The organism is Sediminicola luteus (genome assembly GCF_002514735.1).
Classification (GTDB): domain Bacteria; phylum Bacteroidota; class Bacteroidia; order Flavobacteriales; family Flavobacteriaceae; genus HQA918.
Genome location: NZ_NBWU01000009.1, coordinates 1 through 21,580 on the forward strand (window position 1 = coordinate 1; position 21,580 = coordinate 21,580).

At 42.9% G+C, this 21,580-nt stretch carries 19 protein-coding genes and 1 pseudogene; 7 read left to right on the plus strand and 13 right to left on the minus strand.

Translation table 11 applies throughout. The features are described 5' to 3' along the window. Positions 1 to 421: 421 nt before the first annotated feature. Entirely contained in the window at positions 422 to 1,102 is a 681-nt protein-coding gene (locus B7P33_RS18745) for a DUF4294 domain-containing protein (protein WP_097443776.1), read from the minus strand. Positions 1,103 to 1,170: 68 nt separating this feature from the next. Between B7P33_RS18745 and B7P33_RS18750 the strand changes: the two genes are divergently transcribed. Then, a complete protein-coding gene (locus tag B7P33_RS18750) occupies positions 1,171 to 2,259 on the plus strand; it encodes a M42 family metallopeptidase (RefSeq protein WP_097443777.1) in 1,089 nt (362 codons plus the stop codon). A gap of 72 nt (positions 2,260 to 2,331) precedes the next feature. Next, positions 2,332 to 2,877 carry an NUDIX hydrolase gene (locus B7P33_RS18755; protein ID WP_097443778.1) on the plus strand — a complete coding sequence of 182 codons (546 nt, stop codon included), beginning with the start codon at positions 2,332 to 2,334 and terminating at the stop codon, positions 2,875 to 2,877. On the opposite strand, the gene hisS is transcribed toward B7P33_RS18755, so the two are convergent. The 7 genes and pseudogenes from hisS to rpsF all read right to left on the minus strand — a co-directional run bounded on the left by hisS (position 2,849) and on the right by rpsF (position 9,616). Next, positions 2,849 to 4,255, minus strand: coding sequence for a histidine--tRNA ligase (gene hisS, locus B7P33_RS18760; protein ID WP_394341538.1), 1,407 nt, complete (start codon positions 4,253 to 4,255; stop codon positions 2,849 to 2,851). The two genes, B7P33_RS18755 and hisS, sit on opposite strands and share 29 nt — an antisense overlap. Positions 4,256 to 4,495: 240 nt before the next feature. Then, positions 4,496 to 4,639: pseudogene (locus B7P33_RS19845) on the minus strand (histidine--tRNA ligase); the annotation flags it as partial. A gap of 22 nt (positions 4,640 to 4,661) precedes the next feature. Further along, positions 4,662 to 5,138: a DUF6495 family protein gene (locus B7P33_RS18765; protein ID WP_097443780.1), complete on the minus strand. Its 477-nt coding sequence runs from the start codon at positions 5,136 to 5,138 to the stop codon at positions 4,662 to 4,664. Positions 5,139 to 5,235: 97 nt separating this feature from the next. Then, on the minus strand, positions 5,236 to 8,412 hold the full coding sequence (locus B7P33_RS18770) for a TonB-dependent receptor (RefSeq protein WP_097443781.1): 3,177 nt from the start codon (positions 8,410 to 8,412) through the stop codon (positions 5,236 to 5,238). A gap of 96 nt (positions 8,413 to 8,508) precedes the next feature. Then, positions 8,509 to 8,961 (minus strand): 50S ribosomal protein L9, encoded by a 453-nt coding sequence (gene rplI / locus B7P33_RS18775; protein WP_097443782.1) that lies wholly within the window; start codon positions 8,959 to 8,961, stop codon positions 8,509 to 8,511. Positions 8,962 to 8,975: 14 nt separating this feature from the next. Beyond that, a complete protein-coding gene (gene rpsR / locus B7P33_RS18780) occupies positions 8,976 to 9,275 on the minus strand; it encodes a 30S ribosomal protein S18 (protein WP_172436009.1) in 300 nt (99 codons plus the stop codon). 2 nt (positions 9,276 to 9,277) lie between these two features. Then, positions 9,278 to 9,616 (minus strand): 30S ribosomal protein S6, encoded by a 339-nt coding sequence (gene rpsF / locus B7P33_RS18785; RefSeq protein ID WP_097443784.1) that lies wholly within the window; start codon positions 9,614 to 9,616, stop codon positions 9,278 to 9,280. A gap of 248 nt (positions 9,617 to 9,864) precedes the next feature. Here rpsF and B7P33_RS18790 point away from each other — a divergent pair, with 248 nt between their 5' ends. Next, entirely contained in the window at positions 9,865 to 10,557 is a 693-nt protein-coding gene (locus B7P33_RS18790) for a LytR/AlgR family response regulator transcription factor (RefSeq protein WP_097443785.1), read from the plus strand. Positions 10,558 to 10,561: 4 nt separating this feature from the next. Here the strand turns inward: B7P33_RS18790 and priA are convergent, their stop codons facing one another. From priA to nadC, 4 genes are read right to left on the minus strand one after another with little or no spacing between them, the layout of a single operon-like run. Continuing rightward, positions 10,562 to 13,018: a replication restart helicase PriA gene (gene priA, locus B7P33_RS18795; protein ID WP_097443786.1), complete on the minus strand. Its 2,457-nt coding sequence runs from the start codon at positions 13,016 to 13,018 to the stop codon at positions 10,562 to 10,564. Between the two features lie 6 nt (positions 13,019 to 13,024). Beyond that, complete coding sequence (locus B7P33_RS18800; RefSeq protein ID WP_097443787.1) at positions 13,025 to 13,456, minus strand: DUF2147 domain-containing protein; 432 nt, start codon at positions 13,454 to 13,456, stop codon at positions 13,025 to 13,027. After that, complete coding sequence (locus tag B7P33_RS18805) at positions 13,446 to 14,438, minus strand: YihY/virulence factor BrkB family protein (RefSeq protein WP_097443788.1); 993 nt, start codon at positions 14,436 to 14,438, stop codon at positions 13,446 to 13,448. The genes B7P33_RS18800 and B7P33_RS18805 overlap by 11 nt, the downstream gene beginning before the upstream one ends. A 1-nt stretch (position 14,439) precedes the next feature. Continuing rightward, entirely contained in the window at positions 14,440 to 15,297 is an 858-nt protein-coding gene (gene nadC / locus B7P33_RS18810) for a carboxylating nicotinate-nucleotide diphosphorylase (RefSeq protein WP_097443789.1), read from the minus strand. A gap of 75 nt (positions 15,298 to 15,372) precedes the next feature. Here nadC and rlmH point away from each other — a divergent pair, with 75 nt between their 5' ends. Continuing rightward, entirely contained in the window at positions 15,373 to 15,846 is a 474-nt protein-coding gene (rlmH, locus tag B7P33_RS18815) for a 23S rRNA (pseudouridine(1915)-N(3))-methyltransferase RlmH (protein ID WP_097443790.1), read from the plus strand. 106 nt (positions 15,847 to 15,952) lie between these two features. On the opposite strand, the gene serA is transcribed toward rlmH, so the two are convergent. After that, complete coding sequence (gene serA / locus B7P33_RS18820; protein ID WP_097443791.1) at positions 15,953 to 17,836, minus strand: phosphoglycerate dehydrogenase; 1,884 nt, start codon at positions 17,834 to 17,836, stop codon at positions 15,953 to 15,955. 530 nt (positions 17,837 to 18,366) lie between these two features. On the opposite strand from serA, the gene rdgB reads away from it, so the two are divergent. The 3 genes from rdgB (at position 18,367) to B7P33_RS18835 (ending at position 21,527) form a co-directional block, all read left to right on the plus strand. Then, on the plus strand, positions 18,367 to 18,945 hold the full coding sequence (rdgB, locus tag B7P33_RS18825; RefSeq protein ID WP_097443792.1) for an RdgB/HAM1 family non-canonical purine NTP pyrophosphatase: 579 nt from the start codon (positions 18,367 to 18,369) through the stop codon (positions 18,943 to 18,945). Positions 18,946 to 18,948: 3 nt separating this feature from the next. Beyond that, on the plus strand, positions 18,949 to 19,599 hold the full coding sequence (locus tag B7P33_RS18830; protein ID WP_097443793.1) for a DUF4337 family protein: 651 nt from the start codon (positions 18,949 to 18,951) through the stop codon (positions 19,597 to 19,599). A 167-nt stretch (positions 19,600 to 19,766) separates the two neighbouring features. Continuing rightward, complete coding sequence (locus B7P33_RS18835) at positions 19,767 to 21,527, plus strand: DEAD/DEAH box helicase (RefSeq protein ID WP_097443794.1); 1,761 nt, start codon at positions 19,767 to 19,769, stop codon at positions 21,525 to 21,527. Positions 21,528 to 21,580: the final 53 nt, after the last annotated feature.

The following is a 21,580-nucleotide window of genomic DNA, read 5'->3' on the forward strand; positions in this document are numbered from 1 at the left end:
CCCGATATCGGATGTTCCGTCTATCTAAATCTTCGGTTCGTTCAAAACTTACGTTTTAAACCTTCCAAGTGCGAGTTATAAAAACTCGCTGCTGTCTCTTCAAAATTTCAATGAACTTGTCTTGTTCCTCGCCTTGGCAGCGCTCATTTGTGTAACGCCTTATTGCCTTAGCGGCTGCAAATATAGAACCCTTTTTTTGATTACACCAAAACTAAAAACCATTTTTTTTGAAGGTTTTTTTTGCCTCCCTCGCAACCCCTTACCCATAAAGGTTTTACGGTTGGAAAATTTTTCAGAAAAAGGATTTGAATTTATAAAAAATAAACGAAGTGGGCAAGTTTAATTTTTTAGGGCTGGTATTGGGCATCAAAATAGATTACAAAAGCTTCAAGCTATGAAAATGTAGAACTCTTATATATTGTTATTGCCCGTTTCTCGCTTTCCATTTATTAGTAAGCTCGCTATAGTCGTAATCCAATACCGTTTCTTGGCGTGTAAGCTCGCCATCGGCAAATGCGCGTTGCAGAATATCCTCTATCAAATAATCTTCATGGACCGAATCAGGATGGTATTCTTTCTTCAAGCTGATCTTAAATGCCTTGGCCGTAGTATTATACCAAAAGGCACGCCAACCGCTTCGCAGCTCCTTCACCAATTCAAAGGCCGTGGTTCCTGTTTGCCTATAAATAAGTTTAACCAATATCTGTCCTTCGGTACGGGTGAGTTTCTTTAGCTCGGCCGAAAACTCCCCCTCTATATATTTCTGCACTTTTTTGGTATACTTCTTCCGGTGGCGCCTTTTTACGATCTTTGAGAGGCTATCATTCAACTCTACCAGTCGTTCGGCGGCCATTTTCGCATACGGATACACCTTTTTGGTCTTTCTTCTTAATATATAATAGCGCACCTTCTCCTCTTTGGAGCTAAACTTAAGGCGACCGAATACATAGACTTCCTCCAGTGGCAATGCCAATTGGGGTACGGTATCGCCTTTCATAATTATATATTGCTCCACAGAATCTTGGGCAACCTCTTCTTGACCCATAACTCTCAAGCCATGGAAAAGAAAAGCTACAAAGCATATATATTTAACGATCCGCATAAAACCTATACCCAGGGTTTGATCACTGGACTATAATTAGTAAGTTTGAGACAAAATTACATCAGAATATGAGCCAAGAAACAATACTTAACGAAAAATCGCTCGAATTTTTTGAAAAATATTTGAATAATGCCGCCCCTACGGGATACGAATGGGAAGGGCAGAAAATTTGGATGGATTACCTTAGACCTTATGTAGATACCTTTATAACCGATACTTATGGCACTGCCGTTGGGGTCATTAATCCGGAAGCGGAATACAAGGTGGTCATAGAAGGGCATTCCGATGAGATTTCTTGGTATGTGAACTATATCTCTGACAATGGTCTTTTATATGTTATACGTAATGGTGGAAGCGACCACCAGATAGCTCCTTCGAAATGGGTGAACATCCATACCAAAAAAGGTATCGTAAAAGGGGTGTTCGGATGGCCGGCCATACATACCCGTAACCGTGCCAAGGAAGAACCGCCGAAATTGGATAATATTTTTATCGATATAGGCGCCAAGGATAAAGAGGAAGTTGAAAAGATGGGGGTACATGTTGGATGTGTTATTACCTATCCGGATACCTTTCAGGTGTTGAACGGTGATAAATTCGTGTGTAGGGCCATAGATAACCGAGCTGGCGGATTCATGATTGCCGAAGTGGCCCGATTATTACATGAAAATGGAAAGAAATTGCCTTTTGGCCTGTACATAACCAATGCGGTGCAAGAAGAAATCGGTTTGCGTGGGGCCGAAATGATTACCCACACCATTAAACCGAATGTAGCCATCGTAACCGATGTGTGCCACGACACCACTACCCCGATGATTGACAAGAAAAAACAGGGGCATACCGAAATTGGAAGTGGCCCCGTGATTTCGTACGCGCCCGCTGTACAGAACAAATTAAGGGAGCGCATCATAGAAACTGCCGAAGCTAAAAAAATACCTTTCCAGCGCATGGCCGCTTCCCGTATGACGGGTACCGATACCGATGCATTCGCCTATAGTAACGGTGGTGTGGCCTCGGCTTTGATATCCTTGCCCTTACGTTATATGCATACCACGGTCGAAATGGTGCATCGCGAAGATGTAGAAAGCGTTATCAAATTGATTTATGAGACCCTTTTGAATATTGAATCGGGGGAAACCTTTAGTTATTTTGAATAGCTTGATAAAAACACAATAGAACCAGTACGGGGTGCCTTTTATATATCGGCACCCTTTTTTAGTTTTGAAAGCATGGATGAACGTATTGATATTTTAAATGCCGAAGGTGCTTTTACCGGGAAAACGGCCATGAAATCGGAAGCACACCTAAAAGGATGGTACCATGCCTCTGTACATGTCTGGGTCTATACCGACGAAGGTGAGGTTGTATTACAACAACGGGCTTTTGACAAGGACACTTTTCCGGGGTATTGGGATGTTTCGGTAGCCGGACATATTGGGGCTGGCGAAACTGCCCTTTCTTCAGCCCAACGTGAGGTTTTTGAGGAAATTGGTCTCGACCTGTCACCTACGAATCTAAAGTTTCAGTTTCGGACCTATTCGGAATTCAAGCATGGCCCGGAATTAATGGACCGGGAATTCCACGATGTGTTTTTGGCTAAACTGAAACGACCTCTTTCGGATTTACAAAAACAAGAAAGCGAAGTGGCCGACATTAAGTTGTTCCCATTGGAAGTATTACTCGATCCCAACAAAATCAACATGGTGCCGAACGATTCAGCCTACTACAAACGCGTTTACAAACTTATTAGCGAATCGCTTCCAAAAAAGGTTTGATGTCGTTTAAATCGTAGGTAGATTGGGTTCCTGTACCCATCTCCTTGACCACAAATTGTTGGGCAGCCAATTCTTGATCGCCAATCATTACCACAAAAGGTACTTGTCGTGCATTGGCATACTTCATCTGTTTGTTCATCTTAGCATGGGACGGGTATAGTTCACAGGCCACACCGGCTTCACGAAGTTGTTTGATAAGCTTCATGGAAGCCAAAGCCTCGGCATCGCCAAAATTGATACACAGCACTTGTAAAGATTCTGAAACACTTTCGGGGAACAAGCCCAATTCTTCCAAAACCAAATAAATGCGATCTAGCCCGAATGAAATTCCAACACCTGATACATTTTTAAGTCCGAATATACCAGTAAGGTCGTCGTAGCGACCCCCACCACCAATGGAGCCCATCTTTACGCCCTCTGGGGCAGACACCTCAAAAATGGCACCGGTATAGTAATTGAGACCACGGGCCAAGGTGACATCTAAGGCCAGGGTACTATTTTGAAGCCCTAAGGCCAGGCTGTGTTCTAATATAAAACGGAGTTCCTCCACCCCTTTAGTACCTTCTTCTGAATCTTGAAGCATAGTGGCCAGCGTTTCTAACTGTACCATACTATCACCATCTAAAGCGAACAAGGGTTTTAGTTTTTCAATGGCGGCTTCTGGTATACCATGACCCAGCATCTCTTTGATAACGCCTTCCTCTCCTATTTTATCGAGTTTATCCAGGGCTACCGTAAATTGGATCAGTTGATCTTTGGCCCCGATCAATTCCGCAATGCCCGATAGTATTTTTCGGTTGTTAAGTTTAATAGTAGCTCCTTCTAGTCCCAAGTCGGTGAAAACGGCATCATAGAGTTGTACCAACTCCACTTCCTGTAATAAGGAATCGTTACCCACCACATCGGCATCACATTGATAAAACTCCCTAAAACGCCCTTTTTGAGGCCTGTCGGCACGCCAAACGGGTTGTATCTGGTAGCGTTTGAAAGGGAAGGTCAATTCGTTTTGATGCATGACCACATACCTAGCAAAAGGCACGGTAAGATCATAGCGAAGCGCTTTTTCTGAAATACTAATTGATATTTCTTTCGATTTTTCGGGCTTTATTTTTACTTTTTTATTAATTTCTTTAGAAAGCTTTTTTGCCCACGAACTTATTAAACCTCTTTCACCATTTGTTATAACGTATCGGATAAAAGAATTATCAGAAATATTCCTCTCAAAATCCACTCCTTCACCAAAAATAAAGAAAGCCAAACTTTCCAGAAACTTATGTTTTTGAGAGTTGAACTCATCTTTAAACAACTTTGATAAGTTTTCATCTGGACTTAAAAAGAAACTCCATTTGTCAAGTATTAGGTTAATTTCAAGATGCAATTCGTCACTTCCAACAATTGCCCCTATTTCATCGAGAGTAAGGAAGCGTTGATCTTCATTCTTAATTTTATCCACTACGAAATAGAAAACATCCTTAAATATTGAATTTAAAGCAATGTATATTGGTATAGTGCTTTCAATGAGATTCTCATCTATTTTAGAAATATAATCCCCAGATTCAAGAATCTTAAAAATCAAACGATCACCCTCTTCTCCATACTTACCCATTAAGGTAGATGAGTTCTCAAAAGACGGGGTTTCTATAGGCTGATACCCAAATCGTTTAAAATGCTTGCGTACCGTATCGAAGATATAATTGCGCTTGGCAATCTCTGCCGGTGAAAAATCTCTAGTTCCTTTGGGTATGTTCGGTTTTTGGGCCATTTTCTTTAATTGTGGGTGGTTGTTATTGTTCTCCGATCAAATCGTCGAACCAGCGGTATAGGGCACCTTTGGTAATTTGCCCACCTTGTTCTATAAGCTCGAATTTATCTTGGTTCGGGTCGTCGGAATAGGCTTTGGAGGCAGTCAGATAATCGACAAAGTCACCCTGAAAGTTCCTTTTAAACCATGAAAAACCTTCTTGGGTTCGCAAGTCCACTTCCGGATTATTCACCTTTACCGAAATCAGTTTCATTTCCTTGGAGGTTAAATGAAAAAGGTGCATATGGTTGGCAGATACATTCTCTAAGAATTCCACCTTGGCCAAAACACCTTCCCATACCAAATCACTAAAGATATCGATCTCTTCCTCGGCCACTTGTGGTTTTTCCCTTTTTAGGGTTTCCCATTCTTGGGCATCGATTTTTTGGGTAGCCAAGAAATTGGCGAATTCCACATGCATTTCTTCCAGCTGTTGTCTGGTAAGCCTTCTGTACTTCACAACCTAGGTATTTTAAAAGCCTATTTAAGCATGCAAAAATAAAAAGACCGTACGTAATTGTACGGCCTTCTTACATATTTTCTTCAGACAGGAATCGTTAGAAGATATAACGTACCCCGAATTGGGCCTGCCATCTCGACTGCAAACTAGAGTCGAAACCAAAGGTCTCGGTCAGGTTCGGGTCAAACGTATAGGTAGGCACGCGGTTTTCGTCTACACTAATCGCCAAAGGCGACGGGTTGTTTGGTACTTCTACCACACCCCATTCAGAGCTTAATAGATTTCCGAAGTTCAAGATATCGGCACTCAACTGTATGGTATGGGTCTTGCCGTTACCTACATTGATATTGAAATCTTGAAGGATCTTCACATCCCAACGGCTTCTCCATGGCGAAAGAGCCCCGTAGCGCTCCATATACTCACCACGATGATCGCTCATATAATCGTCTTGTTGAATGTAGTTTTCAAAGGCTTGGGCCTGTCCTGGACCAGAGAAGTTCATTTGTTGAACCTCGGCTTGGGTAGGGATATACATTAAATCGTTCCTTTGGAAAGAACTATCGCCATTGGCATTACCGGCATAGGTATAATTGAACCTTCCGCCTTGGGCGTACTCAAAGAACGTAGAGATGGTGGTGGCATATTTACCATTACCGTAATCAAACTTCTTAGAGGCTACACCTACTACCCTATGGGTGTCGCCATACTTGGAAAAAGCCAAAACATCTTGGTTGGCATCTCCGGTTGTTGGATTAAAATCGAAGGCATCCCCGGTAATCTCCGCTTCAATGGAGTTTACATCTTTTGCATTCAAATAGTTATAGGCAATACTGGTATAAATACCGTTATCGAAGGTCTTTTGCGCTTTAAGACTGGCATTCCAGATACGGCCTTTGTCAGAGTTGGTGAATACGTAAGCATTGGTAGGCCCGCCAAAAGCATTAGTGGCCCTATCGCCCGGCCCGTAATACGGACGGTTGTCACCAGGGGCGTTCAAGTTCAATGACGGAGGCGATTTAAGGGCCCAGTTCTGTACATGCGCTGCATTCAGATCTTTGGTATAAGAAACATCGGCAGTTAAGACCACGCCGTTTTCCAATCTATGGTCTACCCCAACATTGGTACGCCAAACTTGAGGCCATTTGAAATCGGGGTCAACCACTTGGTAAAAGAAGAAATCGACACCTTGTACTTGGTTACCCAACCATACAAAGGGGAAACGACCCGTAAAGATTCCGGTACCACCACGCAATTGGGTTTTGCCTTCACCTTTTACGTTCCAGTTAAATCCTAAACGTGGGGAAATCAACCAATCGTTGGAAGGTAATTGTTCCGAATCGATTTTTACCTGCTCGCCGGTTTGTGGGTCAAAATAAAGGTTGTCGGGCTGATAAGTGCCTTTACGGTCTATGTTTTCACGGATTTTCTCACGGGTATCGAAATACAAAGGCTTATCGAAACGGATACCGTAGGTTAATTTAAAATCGTCTGTAGCGTTCCATTCATCTTGAAGATAGAAAGCCAATTGACCTACATTGGTTTCAGCCAAAGACCAGCCACCTGGGGTGCCATCGGGGAATTGGTTGTTGTTGTTAAAGGTGTTGATGGCTCCACGAATCAAACCATCTACCACACCACCGGGTTGGGCGTTGGCCACAAATTCATCTACACTGGCAAAGTTTCTGAACTCCCCACCTACCGGAACTCCGAAGGTTCCGCCATAAGTACCGAGATTGAACGAGTTGTCGAACTCGAATTTTTCAAAAGAGAAACCTACGGTAAAGGTATGGTCTCCACTGAAAATGTTCATATTGTCGGTCAACTGGAATACTTTTTGATCCAAACGGTTGTGGATGGAGAAAGGTTCGTGGCCCACAACGATATAGCTATCAAAGGGATTGTTGTTACCAATGATAAAGGAAGGGGCCGGTGTAGATAGCGGGTCCCTGAAATCGTCGAAATGGGTATAACCGGCCTGAAGCTTGTTCACCACTTGATCAGACAAGGTAGAGTTCAATTCTATTTGGAAGGAATTGATATTATTGTTGATCTCATAGCCGGAGTTCTCGAATTGAAGGGTAGCAAAACTAGGCCCTCTGGTTCCGATGGCCGTAGGGTGTGCCGGCTTCTCTTTTGATGCCCTTAGGAAGTTATAGATTACCGCCAAACGGTTCTTTTCGTTGATGTTCCAATCGATTTTAAAAATACCCTTGGTAGATTCGGCACCGAATATAAAATCTTGGTATCTGCCGGTATCATAGCCTAAGCCGGACATAGCATCACGAACACGGATCAAGTCAGACTCCAATACCCTAGATTCGTTGATGGCACCTGAACCGGTATTCGGAATCCAGCCATTGGTGCCCAAATCGTCCCTTTGGTCTTTTTCGAAGTTGGCAAAGAAGAACAATTTATCTTTGATAATCGGTCCGCCGATACTTACCCCGTACTGGGTCTGCTTTAAATCGGGTTTGGTTACGTCTTCACCTTTGATCTTGCCTCCGGTAAGACTCTCATCTCTATAAAAACCATATACGGTACCCTTGAATTCGTTGGTACCGCTTTTGGTTACGGCATTAATGGTCGCACCGGTAAAACCCGATTGGGTTACATCGTAAGGCGCTGTAGAAACCGAAATTTGATCGATAGCATCTAAAGAGATAGGCTGGGAATCGGTCTGGCCACCTGGTGTCGGTGCATCTAAACCGAATGGATTGCTAAAAAAAGCCCCATCTAATGAAAAGTTGTTGTACTGATCGTTGCGACCTCCAAAGGAATCCCCACTGGCCGATGGCTCTAAACGGGTAAAATCTTTAGCGGAACGTGAAATGGTTGGCAAACGGGTCAATTCCCTACGGCCTACACTGGTTTCGGCCCCGGTTCGGTCGCTACCGAAAGTACCCCCGGAACGATCAGAGACTACCACCACTTCATCCAAAGCCTGGCTTTCGAGGGCCAAGGAAGGGTTTACATTGTGGGTCTTACCCAAAGCCAAGAAAACATCATTTTCCTTGTACTCCTTAAAACCTACATAAGAAACGGTTACCTCGTAGGGTCCGCCAACACGAAGGTTCAATAAGTTGAAACGACCTTCTTCGTTGGTTACGGCCCCGTATCGGGTACCTGTTGGGGTGTGAACGGCTACCACATTGGCGCCTAATAGGGGTTGCGATTGGTCATCGAGAACCGTACCGCGAATGTTGGAGGTTGTTACCTGGGCAAAACCCATAGCGGTACAACACACTAATACTAAGAAGAATAGTGTTCTTTTCATATTACATTTAAGTTAGTAGTTGAGTGAACCAAATGTAATAAAAAAAAGAGCTATGCACGCATAGCTCTTTTAATGTTATTAACCGTTTATGGTTAATTAATATTTCTCTGCCACTACATCGAATGGGAAATCTACGATTACCTCTCTGTGTAGTCTGATTTGGGCATTGTAATTACCTAAACGCTTAACAGATCCACCTTGGATAGCCATGAATTTTTTGTCAATGGCATGACCGGCCTTCTCTAAAGAAGCAGCCAAATCGATGGTAGTGATACTACCGAACAATTTATCTCCGGCACCGGCTTTAGCGGCGATTTTGATTTCTAATTGTTTCAAGGCTTCAGCAGTTTTCTGGGCCTCTTCTACAATAGCTTTCTCTTTGTGTGCTTTTTGCTTTAGGTTTTCGGCCAAAACTTTCTTGGCACTAACCGTAGCCAAAACAGCCAATCCTTGTGGGATCAAGTAGTTTCTACCATACCCATTCTTAACGGTCACAATGTCGTCCTTGAACCCTAGGTCCTGAACGTCTGACTTCAATATAAGTTCCATGATCAGCTTCTTTATTATTTCAACAAATCACCTACGTAAGGCATCAAGGCCAAATGACGGGCCCTCTTTACGGCCGTAGCCACTTTTCTCTGGTATTTCAAAGAAGTACCGGTTAAACGACGGGGCAACAATTTACCTTGCTCGTTTACGAACTTCATCAAGAAATCCGGGTCTTTATAATCGATATACTTAATACCCGATTTTTTGAACCTACAGTATTTCTTTTGCTTGCTTGTCTCTATATTAAGTGGGGTCAAATACCTGATTTCCCCATCTTTCTTACCTTTTGCTTGTTGTTCTATTGAAGACATAATGATTAGGCTTTGGTTTTTAATTTAGCTCTTCTGCGCTCGGCCCATGAAATGGCATGTTTATCCAATTTAACGGTCAAGTAACGCATAATCCTTTCATCCCTACGGAATTCTACCTCGTAAGGGTTGATGGCCTCACCTGGTGCGGTGAACTCGAACAAATGGTAAAAACCACTTTTTTTGTGTTGGATCGGGTAAGCCAACTTCTTAAGCCCCCAATTTTCTTTAGACACCATTTTGGCGCCCCTTTCAATTAAGAAATTTTCGAACTTCTTAACTGTTTCCTCTATCTGGGTGTCAGATAGAACGGGATTCAAAATGAAAACAGTTTCGTAATGATTCATAATTATGTATAAATTTTAGCGGGGCAAAAGTATGAATTATTCTTTCTCCCCACAAGAAAAGCCAAAAATCTTCGTTATCCATTTAAATAATTATTAACAAATCAAGCTTAACCTAAAGAAAAATCATCGGCAATGACTGATTTTACAAGTTATACAACAGAAATGACCATGTTTACATCTTTAATTGTATGTAAGGGCGTTTTTTTAGTACTTTGCCATTGATTTAAACCCCACAAATCACCCCATCTATGAAACTAAAGAGTATTATCGTAGACGACTCTACTATGCAACGGATGGCCGTGGCCAAATTGGTAAACAACCATCCGAGCCTAGCTTTAGTTGCCGAGTACAGTAATGCTATCGAGGCCAAGAACGGATTGAAGAACCACGAGGTAGATATAATCTTCCTTGATGTTGAGATGCCTATTATCAATGGTTTTGACCTTTTGGAATCATTGGATAACCCTCCACAGGTTATCTTGATTACCGGAAAACCCGATTACGCGCTCAAAGCCTTTGATTACGACGTTACCGATTACCTACACAAACCAATTACTATGGCCCGTTTCGATGCCTCTGTACGCAGGGCGGTATCGAAGTACGAACAAGCGAACAAAATCCACGAAGACGAAGAACATATCTTCGTTAAGAGCAACCTGAAAAAACGCAAGGTTATCTTAAACGATATCAAGTGGGTGGAAGCTTTAGGGGATTACATCAAATTGGTTACCGACGAGGCCAATATCGTTATTCTTTCTACCATGAAGAATTTCGAAAAGCAATTACCGGCCGAAAAATTCTTGAGGATTCACAAGTCCTATATCGTTAACTTAGAGAAAATCGAAAAGTTCAACAGCAAAAACGTAGAGGTTGCCGGACGTCAGATTCCTTTAAGTAGGAACAAAAAGACCGAATTGGCCGAAGCTCTCAATAACGTATAAGATTTTATATAGGGTCTACATCGAAAATGATGCGGACCGACCGATAATACGGAATAGCATTAAAGGAATTCTCGATTCTTTTGATGCTATTTTTTATGGTAGCTAGGTCATGTCCTTTCGGGACTTTTAAAACCGCTACTTGAATGTATTGATTGCGTACACGCGATACGGCCGGGGGTACAGGCCCTAACACCCGATCTTGCCATAGGTTGCGCATGCCTTGTACGAACCATTCACTGGCCTGTTCAAGTTTACTATAATCCTTATGCTTAAAGGTAACACGAATCAAGCGGGCAAAAGGCGGATAGGCATGTTGCCGTCTTTCATACATTTGCTCGCGTTGCATACTTTCGTAATCGTGTATGCTTACCTGCTGTAAGATTTGATGGTACGGATTATAGGTCTGTATCAATACCTTGCCCCGTTTTTCATGGCGCCCTGCCCTACCCGACACTTGCGACAAAAGCTGATAGCCCCTTTCATGGGAACGGAAATCGGGAAAATTCAGGATGCCATCGGCATGCAAAACCCCAACCAAATCCACATTTTTAAAATCGAGCCCCTTCGATAGCATTTGGGTGCCCACCAAAATATCGAGCTCGCCCGAGGTAAATTGGTCAATGATCTTGGCATGGGCATGTTTGGCACGGGTGGTATCTAAATCCATACGGCCTACCCTAGCGTCTGGGAACAGTTCTTGGCATTCTTGCTCTATTTGTTCGGTACCCAGACCTTTGGTGTCCAAGGCTTCTGAACTACAAGAATGACACTTACTGACCTGGGCACTGTAATAGCCACAGTAATGGCAACGCAGTTGTCTTTTATAGGCGTGATAGGTAAGGCTAACATCGCAATTGGGGCATTGCGGACAATGGCCACAATCGGTACACTCCATGACCGGGGCAAACCCCCTACGGTTTTGGAACAAGATAATCTGCTTGCCCTCGGTCAACGTCCCCTCCATGGCCAGTCGTAAAGGCTCGGAGAAATGCCCCTTTATCCGTTTTTTCTTTTGCTGTTCTTTTAAGTCTACCAAGTTAATATCCGGCATGGGTACTTGACCGTATCGCTTCTTAATCTCGGCGAGACCATATCTGCCCTGTAGTACATTATGGTAGGTCTCGAGACTTGGGGTGGCCGAGCCCAACAATACTTGAGCATTCATACTTTTGGCCAGCACAATTGCGGCGTCGCGGGCATGGTAACGTGGTGCAGGGTCGTGTTGTTTAAATGAAGGCTCGTGTTCTTCATCTACAATGACCAACCCGAGGTTTTGAAACGGCAAGAATAGGGATGACCTCGCTCCTATCACCAATTGGGCCTTAGCATTGCATTCCAAAACATGTTGCCATACCTCTGCCCTTTCTTGAATATTGAATTTGGAATGGTATACAGCCAAATATGAGCCAAAATACTTTTGAAGGCGCTGGATCAACTGGGTGGTTAAAGCGATTTCGGGCAATAGGTACAAAACCTGTTCTCCTTTTTCCAAAGCTTCTTTAATCAATTGTACATAGACCTCGGTTTTTCCGGAGGAAGTAACCCCATGCAACAAACAGACCTTGTTTTCCCCAAAAGCCGATTGGATCGTGCCTAAGGCCAACTCTTGTTCAGGATTAAGTTGGGATGGTTGTACCACGGCTTCCCCTGTATATTGTATCCGATCTTCTTGGATCATTTCCTCTGTAAAAATTCTTTTTTTGACCAACCCTTTTATGGCCTGACCGGAATCTTGGGTGATTTTTTTTAATTCGGAAACTTTAATCGGTTTGGGTTCATCGCCAACCAAATCAAGATAAACCAAGAAGGTTTTGTATTGTTTGGGTGCGCGTTTTAATCCATCTAGTGTTTCTACCAGCCCTTGCTCGCCATCAGCCACATGGTTTAGCATAACATATCGGGACATTTTAGGGCGGTAGCGTTCTTTGATCTCGGCCTGTAGGGCCACGATTCCTCTCTTGATCATCCGATTGACCACTGGCAACACCGTTTTCTTTTCTAAGATTTCGGTAATATCGGTAATACGTAAGGCAGATTGATGTTGGAGGGCTTCCAACAACAGGTATTCATCATCGGCCAATTGGGACTCGTCCCCTGTGGTAAAATCTTCGGACAGGCAGACCCAAGTCTCACTTTCCAATAAAAAGGCGGTCGGAATAGCATTCTTAAATACCTCCCCGATATGGCACATATAGTATTTAGAAATCCAAGCCCAATGTTGTAATTGGGTTTGGGTTATTATGGGCGCATCGTCAAGAATATATTCGATTTCCTTGGCTTCATAAGCCTGCGGTGGCGTTTGATGCATTTTTTGCACCAATGCGGTATACACCCTATTCTTGCCAAAGGGAACTGCTATCCGCATCCCTGGTAGTAGATGATCGTACTCTTGTTTATTGACCTTATAGGTAAACGTCTGAGGCAAGGCCAGCGGCAATATGGCTTCAACAAAGTACCCCATACCCTATTATTTTACCCGTATCCAAGTTTGGGTCCTGTAGAAAAACCCAACGTAACCCCTAACCAATAATCGATTGGGGTCCTTGGTGTCCAACCAAACTTTACAACGATACCATTTACCACTTTCAGGATCCAAGATCTTGGCCCCTTCGTAGGTGTTATCCGATGCTTTTTTTAGGCCAGATGCGATAACCATACCCAAAACCGACGCGTCTTTTTCGGCCCCTTTACACTTTTCGCATAGGGCGTCCCTTCGCTCTTTATCCGTGATTTCAATGATTTTCAGGGCCAATGTCCCATTTTGATCCATGGCCGATACAATAGATTTGGTAGAACCATCTTGATCATCGACGGTTTTCCAGGTACCAAAGACCTCTTGGGCCGAAAGCAACATGGGGCCCATACACATCAGGCAGATAAAAAAGTATTTACGCTTCATCCAATTCTTCTTTGGGTACCTTCTTCTTTAAGGAGGTAATCGCCGCATTCAATTCAAACCCGAGCAACAATATATTGGCATTTAACCAAATAAAGACCATTAAGATCAACATGGTGCCAATGGTACCGTACAGTTCGTTGTAGCGGGCAAATTTTTCTACATAGATACCGAAAAGATACGAGGTTAAGCCGAAAAGCAAGGTCGTCATTAAGGCCCCTGCCGAAAAAAACCTGATTTTTCTACCCTCTACCGTGCCAAAATAGTATAACACGGCCGTGGCTATGTACACCAAACCAAAGAAAACGATAAAGCGGGTAATCCAAGCCCCCCAGGTATCGCCCTGTTCTTGCGAATAGGCTCCCGTACGTTCGGCCAGTTCACTAAGATAGTAGACCACATAGAATTCAAAATACAGTAGGAACAAAATTCCCAAGATCAATAGTATAGAAAGGATGAGGCCAACCATAATGGAATAGGCGTACTGTCGGAAAAAATTCCGGGTCAGCTCTACGTGATATGAGTTTTCGAACCCTGCGAATATGGCATTGACCCCATTGGCCACTAGAAAAATGGACATAAGAAAGGCCGAGGACAATAAGCCACCTTGCCTTTGGCCCTTGATCTGGTCGAACGAATCTTCGAAAAAATCACTGGATGCCGCAGGCAAAAAAGATTCGATAAAAGCCATAAACTCATGTTCAAAACTTTCCCCAGGCTCCATGGCGGCTTCGGCATAGGGTATAATGAACGGAATTAAGGTAATCAAGAAAATAAGCAATGGGAAAAGGGCCATGAACAAACTAAAGGCAATGGCACTGGCCCGGGTAGAGAGCGCCCCTTCAATGATGCCCTTTACGTACATTTCCAAAAGGTCGTAAAGTGAAAGCCCTTCGAAGGTTTTCAGTTTGATTTTCTTCAACCCCCTAACGATAAGGTTCAGCACCGGGATTTTCTCGATTTTGGCTTCTATTTCTTGGGACATTTTATACGGCCTTTAAACTCAAATCCATGTTGTGTACCGAATGGATCAAAGCCCCGGAAGAGATATAATCTACCCCACAATCGGCATAGGCCCGAAGGGAGTTTTCATTGATTCCCCCGGACGATTCGGTCAAACATTGGTCACCGATCAGGGCTACGGCCTTTTTGGTGTCTTCGTAATTGAAATTATCCAAAAGTATACGGTACACACCGCCAGCCTTTAAAATTTGGCCAACTTCATCTAAATTCCGGGCTTCGACGATAATCTTCAGATCTTTTTTGTTTTCAGCCAAATAGGATTTTGACTTTTCAATGGCTTGGGCTATGCCACCCACAAAATCGATATGGTTATCTTTTAGCATGACCATATCATATAAGGCAAAACGGTGATTTTCGCCACCCCCAATGGTAACCGCCCATTTTTCGGCCGCCCTAAAACCTGGTGTGGTCTTTCGCGTATCTAATATTTGGGTTTTGGTGCCCTCTAACAAATCGACATACGACTTGGTTTTGGTGGCTATAGCACTCATACGCTGCATAGTATTCAACACCAAACGCTCGGCCTTTAGAATGCTCTGCGAAGGGCCTTCGACATAAAAGACCACATCGCCATAAGACACCTGGCTTCCGTCAGGGATCAACACCTCTACAGACATGTTTGGATCTACCAGGTTAAAAGCCCTTTTGGCAAAATCAACCCCTGCAATAACGCCTTCGTCCTTTACCAATAGTTTCGCCTTTCCTCGGGCTTCCGCAGGTACACAGGCCAAGGAACTATGGTCGCCATCACCAACATCTTCGCGGATGGCATTTATGATAATGCCTTCTATTTCGGCATCGAATTTTTCCTTAGAAATCATTGTAGGTGTTTAGGAAAGCTAAAATACAAAATATGGGATGTGGTTACGGACAAATTATGACCGTATATTTGGGGCATGAATATCAAACTGATCGTTATTGGCAAGACCGATAATTGCGAAATGGAAACATTGACCCAAAAATATGTTTCGCGATTGAAGCATTATGTAGGTTTTGAGCTGATTACCATTCCCGACATCAAGAACGTAAAAAACCTGTCGGAAAACCAACAGAAGGAGAAAGAGGGTCAAGAAATATTAAAACGACTAGGGCCCTCTGATGCCCTGGTGCTTTTAGACGAGAAAGGAAAGGAATTCGATTCCGTTGGCTTTTCTGATTACCTGCAAAAGAAAATGAATTCCGGACTAAAAACCTTGGTTTTCGCCATTGGGGGCCCCTACGGTTTTAGTAAAGATGTCTATGCAGAATGCCAGGGTAAGGTGAGTCTTTCCAAAATGACTTTTTCACACCAAATGGTCCGATTATTTGCCGTAGAACAAATTTATAGAGGGTTTACCATCTTACGAAATGAGCCTTATCACCATAGGTAAATCGATGGGGTACGCTGGTAATTAATATTAGTCCAATTAGGCATCAAATAAACAAAGGCAAGGGTGTTTACCTTGCCTTTGTTTATAATCTCTAGGTTTTAACCTACTAATACAACACCCTAAACTTAATGGTGTGTTCAATAGCTTTCAATTCTTGGATTACCTCTGTATTATAATCCTTGTCCATATCGGTAATTACATAGCCCACTTCACTATCTGTAGAAAGGAACTGTCCGGTAATATTGATTTTATACTTGGCCAAAATCTCATTGATATGGGCCATAATCCCGGGTACATTTTCGTGGATGTGTAAAAAGCGGTGTACATTATTCTGCCTAGGCAGACGAATATTCGGGAAGTTCACGGCATCTACCGTATTACCCGAATTGATATAGTCCATGATCTTGTTCGGTACGAAATTGGCGATATCTTGCTGAGCCTCCTCGGTACTACCTCCAATATGCGGGGTAAGTATCACGTTGGGGATGCCCTGTAAAGGACTGTAAAAATCCCCATTGGCCCTAGGCTCCTCAGGGAACACATCTAATGCGGCCCCACTCAATTTTCCGCTATTGAGGGCTACCACTAGGGCATCGATATCTACTACAAAACCTCGTGAAAGGTTAATTAGGATGGCGCCATCTTTCATACGCTCCAACTCCCTTTCCCCGATAAAATTCCGATTGGCCGGATTATCATCTATATGTAAGCTAACGGCATCGGAAACCGATAACAAATCCTCTAGGCTATTACATTTAATGGCATTACCCAAGGCCAGCTTATCGGCTACGTCGTAATAATATACCTGCATCCCCATAGATTCGGCAAGTACCGAAAGTTGTTTCCCAATATTACCATAACCTACAATTCCTAGCTTTTTACCTCGTACCTCGCGGGCATTGGCAGCGGTCTTGTTCCATTGGCCTTGGTGGAATTCGGTACTCCTTGGGAAAATGCTTCGAGTTAGCATAATTATTTGACCAATGGCCAATTCAACCACAGAACGGGTATTACTGTAGGGTGCATTAAAAACCACTACCCCATTTTCTTTGGCAGCCGTAAGGTCGATTTGGGTGGTACCTATACAAAAAGCGGAAACTACCAATAACTTATCAGCGGCTTCAAGTACCTTACGGGTAACCTGGGTCTTCGATCGGATACCCAAAACGTGCACCCCTTTCAATTTTTCGATCAATTCATCCTCTGGCAGACTATGGGTCAATAGTTCTACTGAAAAACCATCTTCGGTAAGATTGTCGAAAGCATGCGGGTGGATGTTTTCCAGTAATAAAATCTTAATTCGGTTCTTGGGGTAGGATATCTTTCGTGGCAAATCGTTGATAAATAAAAATTCGTCTAAATTAGGGGTGATATGGTCGGCATTATCGGCAGCCTTATCACGATGAACGTTTTCGGTATAAGCAAAAAATTTATGGGCCAAACCAGCCTCACGCATTACATAATCACTGTAGCCATCGCCTATCACTTGAATCTCTCCGGGAAGGTCCAAGGCTTTTAAACAGGCAATTTTACCATTGTGGGAAGCTAGAACATTTTCTTCATCAAAACCAATAATATTGCCGTCACCATCAAAATCGAAGGTGTTGGCATATACCCTATCGCCCGGGATATTGTATTCGGCCACAATGGGGTCTATAAACTCTTTGAAACCACAAGATATTACATAAATATCATCTGAATAAGACTCAAAAAACTCTTTATTATTTTCGATGGATTTTGAGATCTTATGCTTCAATTGACCTACCAAGCCGTCCAAATCGTTTTTGTGCGCCTTCAATAATCGAATCCTGCGTTCTAACGACTCTGTAAATGAAATATCGCCATCTATACCCAGATTGGTTATCTCTTGGATTTCTTCAATTATCTTTCCCTTTTCAGGATTGGTCGCCAAGGTAATTTCGGCCAGCACATCCAAGGCTTCCACCCTGGTCAAGGTGCTATCAAAGTCAAATACGTATTTTCTCCCCACGTTACTCCTATTAGGTTAAGACACAAAGTTAGCCAATCGCACCAATCACATGGTGCATATGGCTAAGAAATACAAAACCCTTAATAAAATAAAAGTTGGATTGGCAATATATCGGAAATCGGTAAGCGGATCTGTCGATTTTCGAAGACTACGTTTATGACACCTATATTTCTACGGTTTTCGGGGTATTGTCACCTCTGATTTTGGTCATAATATGTTTTACAGATAACTTTAGAGACTGATTTGAAATGTGTGATTGGAATTTTTAAAGGTTGTTTTTCCTGCCTGCCGCAGGCAGGGATGCTTTATGAGGCAAAATTTTAAAGCATAGCTGGGCTACGGTTCAAAATTTTAACGAAATAGGGCGCAAACCTGCCCGTCCGGCAGGCGGGAAGAAGCATAAAAAAACAATTGACATATTTCAAAACAGTCTCTTAGTAAGAATATACCCTATTGTGGGTTTTAATTTATTATTTTTGAAGCATCTTAAATACGCTTGCACGACCAAATGATAAGCAAAACCGAAATGCATGGAGGTTGTTTTTGCAACACATAACCCTAATAAAATCAAAGAGGTGCAAAACCTTGTCCCCAGTGGGATAAAGATAAAATCCTTAGAAGAAATTGGGTTTGATCAAGATATCGAAGAAAATGGGGAAACCCTTGAAGAGAATGCCTTTATCAAAGCCGACACCATATACGACTATTGCGGTTTGGCCTGTTTTTCCGATGACACTGGGTTAATTGTTCCCTTTTTAGATGGCGCTCCAGGTGTCTTTTCGGCGCGATATGCTGGTGAGCAAGCTTCTGCCGATGATAATATGCGTAAGCTTTTACAGGAATTAGATGGTCAAAATAACCGATCGGCTTATTTTGAGACCGTAATAGCGTTTCGAGATTCGGAAGGCAAGCGTTTTTCTTTTTCTGGAAAGGCCGAAGGAACCATTACCCGTAACAGGCATGGCCTTAACGGCTTTGGTTACGACCCTATTTTTAGACCTATTGGGTATTCCGAAACTTTTGCCGAGTTATCTTTGGTTTCAAAAAACAAAATCAGCCACAGGGCCAAGGCCTTTGTGAAATTCTCTCAATTCCTATCTACCACCTAACCTATGGAAAGCAACATAAATACCCCCACCCCTCCGAAAAAGACCTTTGGCATTAATGTTAAAAAGACAGAAGTGGTTGTTGGTCTGTTCATCATTTTGTATGCTTTTTTAATGTCCGCTATGGAGATTACCAGCAGTAACCTGAATGACAAAATGATGATCGCGTATAACAAAATGATAAGTTATACGGGCTGGTATCAGTCTAAGAGTATAAAACAGACTCTAAAAGAGAGTGAAGTCGATTATTTAGAGGCCCTTATGAAAACTTCCGATGTAAGCGAAGAGGGTTTAGGCGATATAAAAAGTAAGATTTCCCAAGCCAAATCGAAGATGCTGAAATATGAAGCAGAGAAAACCGAAATCTTGGTGGGCTCTTCCAAAGTACCTAGGCAATATTGGGCACAAGACCTTAACGGGGAAATGGGTAAAATCATTGGTATCAACGAATGGGAAGAGTCTACCCGAAAATACGATCAAGCAATTAATAAAATCGATGTCAGTATTTTACTTTTTCAAATTGGGATTATACTTGGTGCCGTATGTATCATTACTTACGGGAACCCTAAAATACAGCGCTTGTTACTAATGAGCCTTACCGTATTTGGAGTATTGGGCGTAGTTTATGCCATTATCGGCTATTCGTTGATTCCGTAAATATCACCCTTTCCAATTGGAAGTTTTTCCATTTCCGCTTTTAAATCAATAAATAAAGGTACCTTTGCGCCGCCTTGGAGGTCAAGGTGGTACCAAATTGGGCGTAGGGTTAATTGAATTGTCGAGCGCTCCACGGTACATCGAATTTCAATTATACCAAAATTTACATGTCTACATTTGAAGCATTGGGTTTAGAAGAAACCCTATTACAAGCTATTGCCGATTTAGGATTTACAGCGCCTTCCGAAGTTCAAGAAAAAGCCATTCCGATTCTATTGGGTTCAGAAACCGATTTAGTGGCCTTGGCCCAGACCGGTACAGGAAAAACCGCTGCATTTGGTTTTCCTATGATCCAAAAAATAGATGCCGGTAGCCGCCGGACCCAAGGGTTGATTATCTCCCCTACCCGTGAGCTTTGTTTACAGATTACCAATGAGCTTAAACTGTATTCAAAATATGTTAAAGGGTTCAATACCGTAGCGATCTATGGAGGTGCCAGTATTACAGATCAGGCACGCCAGATAAAAAAAGGGGCGCAGGTAGTAGTTGCAACCCCAGGTCGTATGAAAGATATGATCAATCGGGGCATGGTCGATATTACCCAAATCGATTACTGTGTACTCGATGAGGCCGATGAAATGTTGAACATGGGCTTCTATGAAGACATCAAGGATATATTAAGTAATACCCCTGAAGAGAAATCTACTTGGTTATTTTCAGCCACCATGCCCAAAGAGGTTGCGGCCATTGCCAAAAAATTTATGGCAAAACCTCAGGAAATTACCGTTGGGGCCAAAAACAGTGGGGCCAGTACTGTAGCGCACGAGTATTATATGGTAAGTGGTCGTGATCGATACCCTGCCCTTAAACGCTTGGCCGATGCCAATCCGGGAATATTCTCCGTGGTCTTTTGCCGTACCAAACGCGATACCCAAAAAGTGGCCGAGAAGTTGATTGAAGACGGCTATAATGCCGGCGCCCTACATGGCGACCTAAGCCAAAACCAGCGTGATTTGATCATGAACGCTTTTCGCAAAAAGCAGATCAGTATGTTGGTTGCTACAGATGTAGCGGCCCGCGGTATCGATGTAGATGATATTACCCATGTAATCAATTATCAATTACCCGACGACATTGAAACCTACAACCACCGTAGTGGTAGAACAGGTAGGGCTGGTAAATCCGGTATTTCCATGGTAATCGTTACCAAAAGTGAAATGCGAAGGATTCATGCCATCGAAAGGATCATTAAACAGAAATTCGCCCAAAAGAAAATTCCAACCGGAATAGAAATCTGTGAGATCCAATTGTATCATTTGGCCAGTAAGATCAAAAACACGGAGGTAAGTGACGATATTAACAACTACCTACCCGCCATATATGACGTACTTCAAGAACTAGATCGTGAAGAGTTAATAAAGCGTATGGTCTCGGTGGAGTTCTCAAGATTCCATGAATACTACAGTAAAACCAAAGACCTGAATACGGTAGAACCTGGAAAAATCGGTAGCGAAAAAGGAAGAAGGGATGTAGCCAGTACGCGCTATTTCATCAATATTGGGGAAAAAGATGGCTACGATTGGATGTCACTTAAAGACTTCCTAAAAGAAACGATTGGCTTGGGGCGCGAAGATGTTTACAAGGTCGATGTAAAAGGGAGTTTCTCCTTTTTTAATACCGATGCCGACAAGGCTGAAGAAGTACTGAATGTATTCCAGGACTTTAAGCAAGACGGGCGTTTTATCAATGTAGAGATTTCCGACAAACCATCTTCTGGTAAAAAAGGTCGGGGTAAGCGAAGCCCAAGACGCAGTAGTGATTTTAAGGAGGGTGGAAACCGAAAAAAAGGTAGGGATCGCGATCGTAAGCCAAAAGGTAAAAAAGGGTCCGGACACAGAAAAGGAAAGCGTAGACCGGGCTTCTTTTAGAATATGGGTCCCATTTGCACGAGAAAGTTAAAAAGGGCATAAAAAATAGCCTC

What these genes read in the sequence shown, in the direction of transcription:
- B7P33_RS18745 (WP_097443776.1), bottom strand. Translation starts at nt 1,102, where the DNA reads ATGCGGATCGTTAAATATATATGCTTTGTAGCTTTTCTTTTCCATGGC.
- B7P33_RS18750 (WP_097443777.1), top strand. Translation starts at nt 1,171, where the DNA reads ATGAGCCAAGAAACAATACTTAACGAAAAATCGCTCGAATTTTTTGAA.
- B7P33_RS18755 (WP_097443778.1), top strand. Translation starts at nt 2,332, where the DNA reads ATGGATGAACGTATTGATATTTTAAATGCCGAAGGTGCTTTTACCGGG.
- B7P33_RS18770 (WP_097443781.1), bottom strand. Translation starts at nt 8,412, where the DNA reads ATGAAAAGAACACTATTCTTCTTAGTATTAGTGTGTTGTACCGCTATG.
- rplI (WP_097443782.1), bottom strand. Translation starts at nt 8,961, where the DNA reads ATGGAACTTATATTGAAGTCAGACGTTCAGGACCTAGGGTTCAAGGAC.
- rpsF (WP_097443784.1), bottom strand. Translation starts at nt 9,616, where the DNA reads ATGAATCATTACGAAACTGTTTTCATTTTGAATCCCGTTCTATCTGAC.
- B7P33_RS18790 (WP_097443785.1), top strand. Translation starts at nt 9,865, where the DNA reads ATGAAACTAAAGAGTATTATCGTAGACGACTCTACTATGCAACGGATG.
- priA (WP_097443786.1), bottom strand. Translation starts at nt 13,018, where the DNA reads ATGGGGTACTTTGTTGAAGCCATATTGCCGCTGGCCTTGCCTCAGACG.
- B7P33_RS18800 (WP_097443787.1), bottom strand. Translation starts at nt 13,456, where the DNA reads ATGAAGCGTAAATACTTTTTTATCTGCCTGATGTGTATGGGCCCCATG.
- B7P33_RS18805 (WP_097443788.1), bottom strand. Translation starts at nt 14,438, where the DNA reads ATGTCCCAAGAAATAGAAGCCAAAATCGAGAAAATCCCGGTGCTGAAC.
- nadC (WP_097443789.1), bottom strand. Translation starts at nt 15,297, where the DNA reads ATGATTTCTAAGGAAAAATTCGATGCCGAAATAGAAGGCATTATCATA.
- rlmH (WP_097443790.1), top strand. Translation starts at nt 15,373, where the DNA reads ATGAATATCAAACTGATCGTTATTGGCAAGACCGATAATTGCGAAATG.
- rdgB (WP_097443792.1), top strand. Translation starts at nt 18,367, where the DNA reads ATGGAGGTTGTTTTTGCAACACATAACCCTAATAAAATCAAAGAGGTG.
- B7P33_RS18830 (WP_097443793.1), top strand. Translation starts at nt 18,949, where the DNA reads ATGGAAAGCAACATAAATACCCCCACCCCTCCGAAAAAGACCTTTGGC.
- B7P33_RS18835 (WP_097443794.1), top strand. Translation starts at nt 19,767, where the DNA reads ATGTCTACATTTGAAGCATTGGGTTTAGAAGAAACCCTATTACAAGCT.